Annotated in this window: 9 protein-coding genes; 3 read left to right on the top strand and 6 right to left on the bottom strand. The window is 42.3% G+C overall.

The genetic code is table 11. The annotated features are described in order from the left end of the window. Window positions 1–12: 12 nt before the first annotated feature. The gene (locus N8A86_RS01535; protein ID WP_273567467.1) at window positions 13–1,761 is read left to right on the top strand and encodes a RagB/SusD family nutrient uptake outer membrane protein; all 1,749 of its coding nucleotides are present in this window, start codon (window positions 13–15) and stop codon (window positions 1,759–1,761) included. 191 nt (window positions 1,762–1,952) lie between these two features. Beyond that, window positions 1,953–5,273, top strand: coding sequence for a VCBS repeat-containing protein (locus tag N8A86_RS01530; protein ID WP_273567466.1), 3,321 nt, complete (start codon window positions 1,953–1,955; stop codon window positions 5,271–5,273). A gap of 70 nt (window positions 5,274–5,343) precedes the next feature. On the opposite strand, the gene N8A86_RS01525 is transcribed toward N8A86_RS01530, so the two are convergent. The 6 genes from N8A86_RS01525 to N8A86_RS01500 form a co-directional block, all read right to left on the bottom strand. Next, window positions 5,344–5,721: a hypothetical protein gene (locus tag N8A86_RS01525; RefSeq protein WP_273567465.1), complete on the bottom strand. Its 378-nt coding sequence runs from the start codon at window positions 5,719–5,721 to the stop codon at window positions 5,344–5,346. Window positions 5,722–5,756: 35 nt separating this feature from the next. Continuing rightward, window positions 5,757–6,212, bottom strand: a complete 456-nt coding sequence (locus N8A86_RS01520) for an InlB B-repeat-containing protein (protein ID WP_273567464.1) — start codon at window positions 6,210–6,212, stop codon at window positions 5,757–5,759. 312 nt (window positions 6,213–6,524) lie between these two features. After that, window positions 6,525–6,716 carry a hypothetical protein gene (locus N8A86_RS01515; RefSeq protein ID WP_273567463.1) on the bottom strand — a complete coding sequence of 64 codons (192 nt, stop codon included), beginning with the start codon at window positions 6,714–6,716 and terminating at the stop codon, window positions 6,525–6,527. Window positions 6,717–6,733: 17 nt separating this feature from the next. Then, window positions 6,734–9,229, bottom strand: coding sequence for an aminotransferase class III-fold pyridoxal phosphate-dependent enzyme (locus N8A86_RS01510; protein WP_273567462.1), 2,496 nt, complete (start codon window positions 9,227–9,229; stop codon window positions 6,734–6,736). Window positions 9,230–9,261: 32 nt separating this feature from the next. Continuing rightward, window positions 9,262–9,552: a hypothetical protein gene (locus tag N8A86_RS01505; protein ID WP_273567461.1), complete on the bottom strand. Its 291-nt coding sequence runs from the start codon at window positions 9,550–9,552 to the stop codon at window positions 9,262–9,264. Between the two features lie 18 nt (window positions 9,553–9,570). After that, window positions 9,571–10,947 carry a Gfo/Idh/MocA family protein gene (locus N8A86_RS01500; RefSeq protein WP_273567460.1) on the bottom strand — a complete coding sequence of 459 codons (1,377 nt, stop codon included), beginning with the start codon at window positions 10,945–10,947 and terminating at the stop codon, window positions 9,571–9,573. A gap of 129 nt (window positions 10,948–11,076) precedes the next feature. Between N8A86_RS01500 and N8A86_RS01495 the strand changes: the two genes are divergently transcribed. Next, window positions 11,077–12,339, top strand: a complete 1,263-nt coding sequence (locus N8A86_RS01495; protein ID WP_273567459.1) for a sialate O-acetylesterase — start codon at window positions 11,077–11,079, stop codon at window positions 12,337–12,339. Window positions 12,340–12,358 lie beyond the last annotated feature (19 nt).

The following is a 12,358-nucleotide window of genomic DNA, read 5'->3' as shown; positions in this document are numbered from 1 at the left end:
ATTACATATATCATGAAAAAGAGAAATTGGATTTTTATTACCTCATGTACGCTTCTCTTGTTGGGGACAGCTTGCAATGATGAGTTTTTGGACAGACAGCCCCAGGGCCAGTTTAGCGAGGGTGATGTGGCCACCGCAGACGGTGTCGAAGGGCTATTGATCGGGGCCTACAATATGGTGCCCGGTGGTGGTCTTACAGGTCAAACATGGCATAACGACATTCATAGCTGGGTGTTCAATATCGCTTCAGATGACGGTTTGAAGGGTACCGATGCAGGGGATCAGCCTGAGCAGTCTTTTATAGAGCAGTATGACTTTCAGTCGTTCAACCGTCACATTCGTGATAAGTGGCGAGGGTTGTATAAGGGAGTAGCTGCGGCCAATAATACGATAAATACACTGGCCGAAGTAGAAGATATTAGTGAGGCAAGGCGCGCGCAGATAATTGCAGAGGCACGTTTTTTAAGAGGTTTGTTCCATTTTGAAGCCCGTAAAATGTGGCGTATGCCGACCTATATTGATGAGACCAATTTTGTATTGAACGATTTGGAAAGTACGAAGGTGCCCAATGACCGTGAAATTTGGCCATTGATAGAGGCCGATTTTGAAGCGGCTGCAGCGGTTTTACCAACGACGCAAAGCGATGTGGGTAGACCTACTAGCTGGGCCGCAAAAGCCTTTTTGGCCAAAGCCAAAATGTATCAGGGGTGGCCTAATGGTACGGCAGATTTAGGAAAATTGGGCGAGGCTAAGGTTCTTCTGGACGATATTGTAAACAACGGTCCGTTTTCATTGGTACCCAATTTTCAAGATAACTTTTTGGTAGCGACACGTAACAATTCGGAATCTATCTTTGAAGTGCAATATGCGATTAACAGTGCTTCAGGTGATGTAGCGAACCGGGGTATTGGTTTGGCGCACCCTTATACCGACCCATGGGGTTGCTGTGGGTTTTATCAGGCATCTCAAAACTTGGTCAATGCCTATCAGACCGTAGATGGCTTACCATTGTTGGATGCCTTTGACGCAACGGATGTCTCGCCCGATACCAATGCAGATGGTACTTCTGTAGTGACGACCACCTTGGATCCAAGGATCGATCACTCTGTGGGTCGACCTGGTATCCTTTTTAAGGGGTTTAAAATTTATCAAACAGATTTTGTCCGTGATTTGAATTATGCCGGTCCATGGTTTTCTCAAAAGCATATGGCAGAACCTGAGGCATTCGCGCAAGGGGGTTGGCAAAACCTTTCGGCCAATAACTACAGGATTATGCGCTTAGGTATGATTTATTTATGGTTGGCCGAAGCAGAAGTGGAATTAGGTGATTTGGATCGCGCTAGGGAATTAGTGAATCTAATCCGCGCAAGAGCATCGAATCCTGAAGGCTTTGTGTCGGCGGCGACGCAAGGAGCAGAGCGTAATGATTTCACAGTACTAGAAGGTACGCCTGCTGCTAATTATGAAATTTCGCAATACAATACCCCTTGGACGGATCAGGCTACGGCAAGAAAGGCCGTTCGTTTCGAGACACGGTTGGAGTTTGCTTTAGAAGGCCACCGTTTGTTCGACTTACAGCGATGGGGTATTTCTGCTGAGGTATTAAATGCTTATATAGCGAGCGAATCACAGCACAGAAGCTATATGGCCGGAAAGAGTTTTACCGCTGGTAAGCATGAATATTTCCCAATACCTTTAGAAGCAATCGATAGATCTGCAATAGATGGTGTTCCTACCTTGACTCAGGATCCAGCCTACTAAGTATTATAGAAATTATAGTTTTGAAAAGCGACCGGGTTATTCTCGGTCGCTTTTTTTTATGATGATTCTTTGAAAAATAAGTATTGAAATAGTAATAATGAATGATGTTCCAGCTGTTAAAATGAATAGTAAACGCATTAATATTTGTAGATTAGCGGATTAATTAATAATCTAGATATAATCGTATCGAAATGAAATATGGTACACTTTTGTTGGGCTTTCTGTTGGTTTTCGTATCGGCCTGTTCAGAGAAAAAAGCAGAAACATTATTTGTTTTACAATCAAGCGAACAAACAGGTATTACTTTTAACAATCGAATCGTTGAGACCGATAGCGCCAACATACTTACCGAAGAATATATTTTCAATGGGGGTGGGGTAGCCATAGGAGATTTTAATAATGATAGTTTACCCGATGTTTTTTTTACCGGTAATCAAGTGCCTAATAAACTATACTTGAATAAAGGTAGTTTTACTTTTGGCGATGTCTCGGTAAAAGCCGGTATTGAAGCAAATGACCGATGGAATACAGGGGTAACGGTAGTGGATATTGACCATAACGGTCTATTGGATATTTATGTGTGCTCTGCCCGCGAAAAGAGTTTGGAAAAGCGAAAGAATCTGTTGTTCGTGAATCAAGGGATTGATAGTGAAGGTGTCCCCATTTTTAAAGAAATGGCGGAGGTCTATGGCATTGCTGAACAAGGTAATAGTATGGGCGCCACTTTTTTTGATTACGATAAGGATGGTGATTTGGATCTGTATGTACTCAACAATGAGCAAGTACATGTATTGCCAACGAATTATCGTAAAAAAGTGACCGATGGCTCCGCGGTAAGCAATGATCGCCTGTATCGAAATAATGGTAATGGCTCTTTTACCGATGTTACTTTAGAAGCTGGTATTACCATAGAGGGTTTTGGTTTGGGTGTTGTTATTTCAGATTTGAATTACGACAGCTGGCCCGACATTTATGTAACCAACGACTATTTGACCAACGACCTATTATACATCAATAACGGTGACGGCACCTTTTCGAACAATATAGAAGGCCGAATAAAACATCAAGGTAAATTTGCCATGGGTTCTGATATAGCCGATTATAACAATGATGGCTATCTTGATATTATCACGCTCGATATGTTGGGAGAGACGAATCATCGTATGAAGACGACCATTATGGGTCATAATTATATTTCGTATGTACTTAATAAAAGATGGGACTATCAACCACAATACATGCGTAATATGTTGCAGTTGGGCAATGGCACAGACGTTCCCTTCAGTGAAATCGGTTTGCTGTCAGGTATATCAAAAACAGACTGGAGTTGGTCGCCACTTTTCGTGGATGTCGACAACGATGGATACCGAGATCTTTTGATTACCAATGGTTTTCCTAGGGATATCACGGATATGGATTTTTCGGATTTTAATTTGACCGTGAGTCAGTTTTTAAGCCCGGCAAAGATGTTGGATTCTATACCGGTAATAAAAATCCCGAATTATGCCTATAAAAACAAGGGAGATTTGACTTTCGAAGATATAGGAGAAATCTGGGGTCTGAACATTCCATCTTTTTCGAACGGCGCCGCTTTTGTAGATCTTGATAATGACGGCGATATGGATTATGTGGTCAATAACATTAATGACGAGGCCTTTCTATTTGAGAATCATGCCAATGAGTCCCTCGAAGGTGGGCATTATCTCAAAATTGATGTAAAGGGTGCTTCAGAGAACCCTTTGGGTATTGGAACAAAGATTACCGTTCGTTATGATGATGACATGCAGTATTATGAGCACCATCTGACACGAGGCTATATGTCATCGGTGGCACAAACAGTACATTTTGGCCTTGACAATCTTGAGTATGTAAAATCGGTTGAAGTGCTATGGCCCGATGGGAAATTTGAAAAGATTGACAATGTCAAAACAAATAGCACTATTTCCTTAGATCACAAAAATGCCGCGGCAAAGGACTTTGCACAACTCTCGTTTCCCTTCGTTCCAAAGAATGAAACTTCGCATTTTCTAGAAGTATCCCAAGCTTTGGGGATCAAATACAAGCATCTTGAACAGGATGTTGTCGACTATAATGTACAACGGGTACTGCCCCATAAATTGACCCAGAATGGCCCCTGCGTTATCAATGGTGATGTCAATGGAGACGGATTAGAGGATTTTATCATTGGAAGTTCTAGAGGTTATTCCCCTAAGTTATTTCATCAAAAATCTGACGGTACTTTTGAAACAAGCTCCCTTTTCAGCGATACAGGGAATATGGAATATGAAGAGGAAAGCATGGCCCTCTTTGATCTTGAAAATGATGGGGACTTAGACCTGTATCTGGTTTCCGGAAGTAATGAGTATAATGCGGAAAGCGAATTTTATCAAGATTGGCTGCTCATCAATGATGGAAAAGGCAATTTTACGATAGCTAAAAATAAAATTCCCGTGGTCAGTGCGAGTGGTTCCGTAGTGGTAGCGGCGGATTACGATCAGGATGGATTTACCGATTTGTTTGTTGGAGGTAGAACACCGATTGGTAAATATCCGATGCCTGAAAATAGCCTCTTGTTAAGAAATAATAATGGCACCCTAGAAGATGTTACCGAGCAACAAGTTCCTGAGTTAAGAAAGGTGGGAATGGTTACCGATGCAGTCTGGTCGGATGTTGATAACGATAATCTTTTAGACTTGGTAGTGGTCGGTGAACTTATGCCCATTACTATTTTCAAGAATGGCAAGAACTCATTTCAAAAAATTACAAATACGGGTCTTGAAGACTATTTGGGTTGGTGGGAGAGTATCGCCACCGCCGATTTTGATAAAGACGGTGATCAAGATTTCATTGTAGGCAATATGGGCCGTAATAATTTTTATCAACCTTCGGCCGAACGTCCCGTTACCGTATTTGCCAAAGATTTCGATGCCAACGGTAGTATTGACCCCGTGTCGTTTGCCTACCTTAAAAACAGTGAGGGAGTTTACCAATCCGTTCCAGTCAATTTTTGGGGCGATCTCTCAAAACAAAGCCCTTTATTTCGTGAAAAATTTAATTTGTATAAAGATTTCGCAAAGGCTACGCGTGAGACTCTGTTAAATGAAGAAGAACTTCAGGGTAGTACCGAACTTACCGGAAATTACGATAGAAGTATTTATGCCGAAAATCTTGGAAATGGAAGTTTTAAAGTTTCTGAGCTACCCCTTAAAGCCCAATTCGCCCCTATTAATGATATTGCAATTTCAGATGTCGACAACGACACCAACCTTGACGTGATATTGATAGGCAATGATTATGGCAACGAAACCTTTATTGGCCGTTATGATGCCTCTAACGGACTTTTGTTAAAAGGTAATGGCAAAGGTTCGTTCGAAGCGGTAGATATGTATAAAAGTGGTTTCTTGGCACCGGGTGATGCGAAGTCCATAACAAAGGTTCAAAGTAATTTGGGAAAGGAATTGTATTTAGTCACTCAAAATCGGGATAGCCTTTTGGTGTACACGCAAAAGTAAACACCCAAATTCCTTTGACACTTATTTTATTTCCTGAAATTTTGATTTTAATACTTCACCGTGAAGAAAGTCAACCTTTGTCGCCTGCCCGAATAGCCTTTTCAGGAATTCTATTATAGGATGTTGCATGAATCGTCAATTGCCCGGCCTGATTGTCATAGGATACGTTGAGGTAACCGAAATGTACTTTAGTTTTGATGGTAATCATTGCAGGAATGAAGACGTTGTTCAAATCCGTCCAATTATAAAAGTCGCCACTAATCTCGGCGATATTCGATGCATCAAAAGTATTGGCATCGATTAAACTCCCTGAACTCATGGCCCTTGCTTTTCCGTTGATGGTCGCGGTACGATAACCAGCCGTTTGTTTGACCCTAAGAAATCCTAAATTATCCGAATTGGAACCGGTCTCCCCGTTGTATTGAAATTGGAATTTATCCGAACTCATGCCATCCCGGAGGGTAAGACTTCCGTTGACTATATCTACCGTAGCATAATACCATTGACCCGATGGGAGGGGGTACCATTTAAAATGTCGATGATACTTACGTTGCTCGGAATGAACTCATTATAGGAAATTTCGTTAAGCCATTGCGCAAAGAGAATAATATTGGCTGTTTTCAAATGACAAGTGTCATTTTCGGAATATGCAACACCACTACCATTTTCTGTGGTATTCCATCCATTGAAAATAAATCCTTCCTTGGATAAACTGCCCTGTCCTTTTATTTTGGCTATGGAATTTATGGTATAGGTTTGGTCATCTTTAGGAGCAATTCCGGAAGTATTGTTGTTTCCATCATAGATGATTGAAAACTCTTTGATACCTGTGCTATCTTTGTTCGCCGAAGAATTTTTTTCGCATGCGATGCTCATTAGGAAACAAATACCAAGTATTAAAATGCCCGTATTGTTATATTTTTCAAATTTTTTCGCCATTAGACCCTCATCAAAAATTCCAAATTCATATCAATATAGCTTGAATTCTTGTGTGGAAAAAGAAGAATATTCTCGAAATCGTACAACGTTGAAAAAACCCTACAATGAGTGACAAATAAGGTAGGGGGAAATGAATTGGGTAGGATTGCTATAGAACTCGTCTTGAGTTAATCTTTTACCTGCGAATTTCGCATTTTGCGTGCTGATTTTGCCATTTTCAGCTTCCGTAGCTATGGCTATGCAACCAAAAAATGACTTCATCAGGCCACAAAAGCCTTCATTCTCGGTTCCAAACATTAACTCAAGATGAGTTCATAACCTCATAAAATCCTCGGCGAGAATTTTTTTCAAATAGTAAACCAACTCTTCCGCATTATTTTTCGAGAAAACCATAGGCGGCTTAATCTTTAAAACATTGTGATCAGGCCCATCAGTGCTCATAAGAATTCCATGGTCTTTCATGCGGTTCGCTAAGTATTCGGTCTGGGCCGCCAAGGGATTCATTTCGGCATCGACGAGTTCTATCCCGAAAAAAGTCCCTGCCCGCGGACATCCCCGAGTATTGGAAATTCTTGGGCCAACTTTCGAAGTTCTTTTTTTAGAAAAGTCCCTAATACAAGGGCGTTCTCTTGCAGTTTTTCCCGGCGCACGGTTTGTAAAACCGCAGTACCAATGGCACACGAAACAGGATTTCCGCCAAACGTATTGAAGTATTCCATGCCGTTGGCGAATTTTTCGGCCACTTCTTGGGTGCAAACCACGGCGGCTACAGGGTGTCCGTTGCCCAAAGGTTTTCCAATTGTGATAATATCGGGTATTACATCATGTAATTGAAAACCCCAAAAGGTTTTCCCCATGCGTCCGCATCCCACTTGGACTTCATCTGAAATACAAAGCCCACCGGCGGATCTCACGAATTGATATGCTTCTTTTAAGAATCCGTTCGGTAATTCTATTTGTCCACCACAACTGATGATTGGTTCGATGATAAAGCCACCGACCTTTCGTCCTTTTTGATGAATTCTCTCTATTTGTAGTTGTACTTCTTCGGCATAGTTGCCACTCACGTCCTTCCCGCGGTATTTACCTCTGAAAGCATCGGGAAGTGGAAAAACGTGGGTGTGTTCCGGTGCGCCTCTTCCTCCCTTTCCATCGAACTTATAAGAACTGATATCCACACACATATTGGTATTGCCATGATATCCAACTTCCGATACGATCATGTCGTTACTACTTGTGGTGGCCTTGACCATGCGTATCGCTAATTCGTTGGCCTCGCTGCCGGAGTTTACAAAATGGACCACACTTAATTCTTTCGGCAAGGTGGAAAGTAATTTTTTGGCCAGAAGGTTGATATTCTCATTTAAATAACGCGAATTGGTATTGAGCAATGCCATTTGTTCTTGACCCGCTTTCACAACTTCAAAATGTTCGTGCCCGACATGGGCCACATTGTTTACGGTATCTAGGTATTTTCTGCCATTTTGATCCATCAAATAGGCACCTTGGCCCCTGACCATTTTTATAGGTTCTCTGTATTGTAAGCTCAGACTTTTGCCTAGGTGATTTTTACGGTAAGAAATCAAAGCTTCATTGGAAGCATGCTCTTTCGGAAATAGTGATTCGTCTTTGAAAAGTATATTGGGGTCAGGGCATAGTCCTTTCCAAACTCCGATTTGATTGAAATAGGCGACTCCCGGAAAGTCTTTGGTATAACCCAATAACGAATGCATTAACTGAAAATGAAGGTGCGGTGCCCAATTACCATTTTCTGGATAGTTGCCCAAATGTCCGATACGAGCTCCTTTTTTGATTTGTTGTCCAATTTCTTTCCCAGTTGCACTTGCCACGGCAAGATGTCCATAAAGGGAGTAAAACTCCATGTTGTCGATCTGGTGCTTAAGCACTATAAGCCCTCCATATTCCTTGTCGCCTTCGTCATTGACCGCAATCACAACTTCCCCATCAAAAAGAGCATGCACGGGTGTCTGGGCAGGAAGCCAAAAATCGATTCCTAAATGAACGGTACGGCTTTCACGACCGTTATTTCCAATTTTATCATATTCCGTGGAAGTATAAAGTGGGCGCGGCTCTAGGTAACCTCCGGCAATAATAAAATCAGCATGCTCGGCTTGTAGTTTTTCGATCTTAAATTGAAACCAATCCAGATCATTGAATTCCTTCTGATGTCCGATCCAGGTGCTTGACACGCTTAAATCTAAATGATGGGTTTTAATTTTATTTATAGTAGGAAAAAGATCAGTTAATGAGATACTTTTTTGTGCCGACCATTTTTCAAATGCTGCCTGTTGGGGATGGACATCATAATAACAGGCCTCCCTAAAACTATACCATGCAAATTCAGGATTGATTTCTCTCCATTTTTTAAGTGCTTCCCAAGCAGGTTTCTCGCTGATCAATAAATATTCATTGTCCGGTTCTTGGTTTCGATTGATGGCGGACTTGGTCACCGAAATGGCCAATCGCATGGCAATGCACGTGTAGAGATGGTAAAGTTCCTCTTCCAGCAGATGAAATTTTTCATGATATCCGCGAACGATTGACAATGCAGCCTCTAGCGGGTCATTGTGCCCCATAATGCCATATGCGCAAGTAACGGCGACATCATTGATTATTTGTGTATGGCATGCATCCCCATAATCGATTATGGTCTTGACCACAGGGTCGATGAGCACGTCCGATACCACAATGTTATTGTCATTGGCGTCATTATGAACAACACCTTTTCGGAGTTTTTGATAGGCAGTCTGTTTACTTTCGAAGGATTCTAGGAAGTATGATAAAATACTTTTTTCGGTGCCATCGAATAGTTGTAGATAATCCTTTATCCATAATGATTGGGCGAGGTCCCAATCAAAACCACGATGGGCTTCCGGATGATCAAAACCCTCTAAGGCCTTAGTCAGATTGCCACAATGTTTGCCAAGACTAAGACGTAGATTTTCCGTTTGCGGGTTTACTTGGCTCCACAATCGACCTGGAATCCAAGATAACAATCGTACTTTTCTTGTGTTACCTGCTTGGTCCTTTATTTTGGCCAGACTGTTGTTTTTTTATCCCTTATTACCTTGGGTATTCCCAAGTTGGGTGCTGTCTTGGCTACATGTTGCAAAAGGTTTATTTGAAAATCAAGATACGCTTCATCTTCATCCGGTCTGGAAATTTTTAAGATATATCCATCTTGATTTTCAATCTTGATTCGATAATTAAAATCGATTTCCCCAGGCAAGGGAATGGCTTTTCCCGAGATGCCATAAAGGTCGAAAATAACTTGTTCCGCTTCTGCAGTCGTGAATTTAAGATGCTTGTAATCTATCATTGAAAAGAGAAACCTTAACTAAACTGTATCAGGATGAGGATGTTCCCAAGGTCCTCTATAGTCTCTTTGAAGCTTTTTAGTTGCTTCAGGGTCATCTAAAACAGTGCGTGTTTTTGGGTCGTACACCAAGGGTCGGCCCAGTTCCATGGATAGATTGGCTAGAATACAACTTGCTGTTGAAATATGCCCTTCTTCAATATCGGCAATTGGGCGTGAGCCGTTTTCGATAGCGGCGAGAAAATCTTTCATGTGGCGGCGTGTAGCAGGCGCAGCATTCAGTTCATTATCTTTTTCAACTAAATCCTCCGGGTATTCTTCTTTTTCGTAGAGTACGTCAAAATGAATAGGTTCAACGTCTTTATCGTAGGGTACGAAATCGGCTTGCATGGTGCTTCCTGATAGGGTTCCCTTTTCGCCATATAACTTAAACGACCAAGGATACTCTGGGTCGGCGGGTGTACCCCAAGACCGATGCTGCCATACACAATTGAGGTCATCGTGTTCAAAAATGGCGGTCTGTGTATCGGCAATATTCGACTTGCCTTCGGTCTGCACGTAAATTCCGCCAGTGGCACTAATTTTCTTGGGCCAACCCAAGTCGAGCATCCAACGCACGGTATCGTACATGTGAACGCACATATCTCCGGTAATGCCATTGCCGTATTCCATAAAGGTCCGCCACCATCTTCTGTGCGGAAGGCCATCATAAGGTCGTAAAGGGGCAGGACCGGTCCACATTTCATAATCCAAAAAATCGGGCACGGGCTCCAAAGGCGGATTACCATTGGCCCGCATATGAAAGTAGCAACACATCTCAACGTGTTTTATTTTTCCCAAAAGTCCGGAATCGACGATTTGTTTTTTTGCATCAATTAGGTGCGGAGTGCTTTTTCTTTGGGTACCCACTTGTACCACTTTATTGTATTTTCTGGCTGCGGCTACCATGGCCTCACCTTCCATAACGTCTACGCTGATGGGTTTTTGCACGTACACATGTGCTCCTGCCTTGACGGCGTCGATCATTTGCAAGGCATGCCAATGGTCTGGGCTTCCGATGAGAACAATATCCAAATCTTTTTTCTCCAACATCTTTCTGTAATCGGAATATAATTTAGGTTTCTTGCCCGATTTTTGACGCTGGGCCACTTGCTCCGCGGCATCGTTCAAGAATTTGCTATCCACATCACAAAGGGCTACAACATTGACATCGGCAACCTGTATCAATTTAAAAAGATCGCTAGTTCCGTACCAGCCCGTACCAATCAAGCCTACTCGAATCGGTTTTGCGGTATTCCGTAATTCAAACCCGTATGTGCCAAAAGAGGATAGCAACATGGCTGCGGAAGCGCCTTTCATAAAACTTCGTCTGTTTTTGTCGAATTGGTTTTTTTCCATGACTCCTTATTTTGATAGGTTGTTCGGTTAGTTTGTCCTAAAGATATTGAAAAGTACAATAAATAGGTAGGGATATGACCTTTAAGTTTATTGCCTATATTTAGGTCATTCTAAATGTAAATACCCGTAATGAAATTCAGACTTCTGATTTTGGTTTTTGTGGTCTTCTTCAGCTGCGAACCGAACATTTCCGTTATTGAACTGCCTTCCATTTTCTGCGATAATATGATATTACAACGGAATTCGGAGGCGCAATTTTGGGGATCTGGGCATAACCATGAACGCATTACGGTCACTCCAAGTTGGGACGGTCGAGAGTACAAAGTTGAAATAGATGAGGATGGAAATTGGATAACAATGTTAGCCACTCCTGAGGCTGGCGGTCCGTATGAAATATCCATAAAAGGAAAGGGTGATGAATTTGTCCTGAAAAATGTAGTGATCGGTGACATCTGGTTGTGTTCGGGCCAATCGAATATGGAATGGAGCGCCAACAGTGGTATCGATAACGCCGAGGTAGAAATAGCCAATGCCAATTTTCCGAACATACGTTTGTTTTCTGTTGAAAAGACGACCGCCGATACCCCGCAAGAAAATGTAAATGGTACATGGCAGGTCTGTACTCCAGCTACAATGCAAGATTTTAGTGCCGTAGCCTACTTTTTTGCAAAAAAGGTTCAGGAGGAAACAGGAATCCCGATCGGACTCATCGATGCGTCATGGGGCGGAACCCCTGCCGAAGTGTGGACGCCTGAGCGGATTTTCGAAGAAAACGAGAAGCTGAAAGAGGCTGCCAAAGCTATTGAACCGACCGATTCTTGGCCTACGGAACCGACTATAGTCCATAATGCCATGATTGCACCTATTACGCCCTTCAAAATAACGGGAGCCCTTTGGTACCAAGGCGAATCAAATGTCCCGAATGCAGAAACGTATCAAAAGCTTTTTACGGAAATGATCGGTTCGTGGCGAAAAAGTTGGGGTTACGATTTCCCTTTTTACTATTCACAGATAGCTCCCTTCAAATATGGAACTCCAGAGGCCGGAGTCATCGTTCGCGATCAACAGCGTAGAGCTATGGAATTCCCTAATACGGGAATGGTTCTTACTAGCGATATTTGTACGATAGATGATATCCATCCAACGAACAAACAAGATGTCGGTCTTCGTCTCGCCAATGTGGCCTTGAAAGAACACTACAAAAGCTTGGATGCCGAAGTGTATGGTCCGCTTTATAAAGAAATGATAATCAATGGCAATGAAGTCGAAGTCATTTTTAAGCATGCCGAAGGTTTAACATGGAAAGAAAAGGGGGAACGCTATTTGAGATTGCCGGCCAAGATGGAAAATTTCTTCCAGCCCAAGCGGTTATCCGAAATGATACGATTATAGTTTCGTCCAATAATGTTAA

Source organism: Maribacter halichondriae (genome assembly GCF_027474825.1).
Lineage (GTDB): Bacteria > Bacteroidota > Bacteroidia > Flavobacteriales > Flavobacteriaceae > Meishania > Meishania halichondriae.
The sequence above is the reverse complement of the archived record's forward strand: the minus strand, read 5'-3'. Positions and strand labels throughout refer to the sequence as shown.

Excerpts from the sequence above, each read along its gene's own strand:
- N8A86_RS01535 (WP_273567467.1), top strand. The coding sequence starts at position 13 with ATGAAAAAGAGAAATTGGATTTTTATTACCTCATGTACGCTTCTCTTG.
- N8A86_RS01530 (WP_273567466.1), top strand. The coding sequence starts at position 1,953 with ATGAAATATGGTACACTTTTGTTGGGCTTTCTGTTGGTTTTCGTATCG.
- N8A86_RS01525 (WP_273567465.1), bottom strand. The coding sequence starts at position 5,721 with ATGAGTTCGGATAAATTCCAATTTCAATACAACGGGGAGACCGGTTCC.
- N8A86_RS01520 (WP_273567464.1), bottom strand. The coding sequence starts at position 6,212 with ATGGCGAAAAAATTTGAAAAATATAACAATACGGGCATTTTAATACTT.
- N8A86_RS01515 (WP_273567463.1), bottom strand. The coding sequence starts at position 6,716 with ATGAATCCCTTGGCGGCCCAGACCGAATACTTAGCGAACCGCATGAAA.
- N8A86_RS01505 (WP_273567461.1), bottom strand. The coding sequence starts at position 9,552 with ATGATAGATTACAAGCATCTTAAATTCACGACTGCAGAAGCGGAACAA.
- N8A86_RS01500 (WP_273567460.1), bottom strand. The coding sequence starts at position 10,947 with ATGGAAAAAAACCAATTCGACAAAAACAGACGAAGTTTTATGAAAGGC.
- N8A86_RS01495 (WP_273567459.1), top strand. The coding sequence starts at position 11,077 with ATGAAATTCAGACTTCTGATTTTGGTTTTTGTGGTCTTCTTCAGCTGC.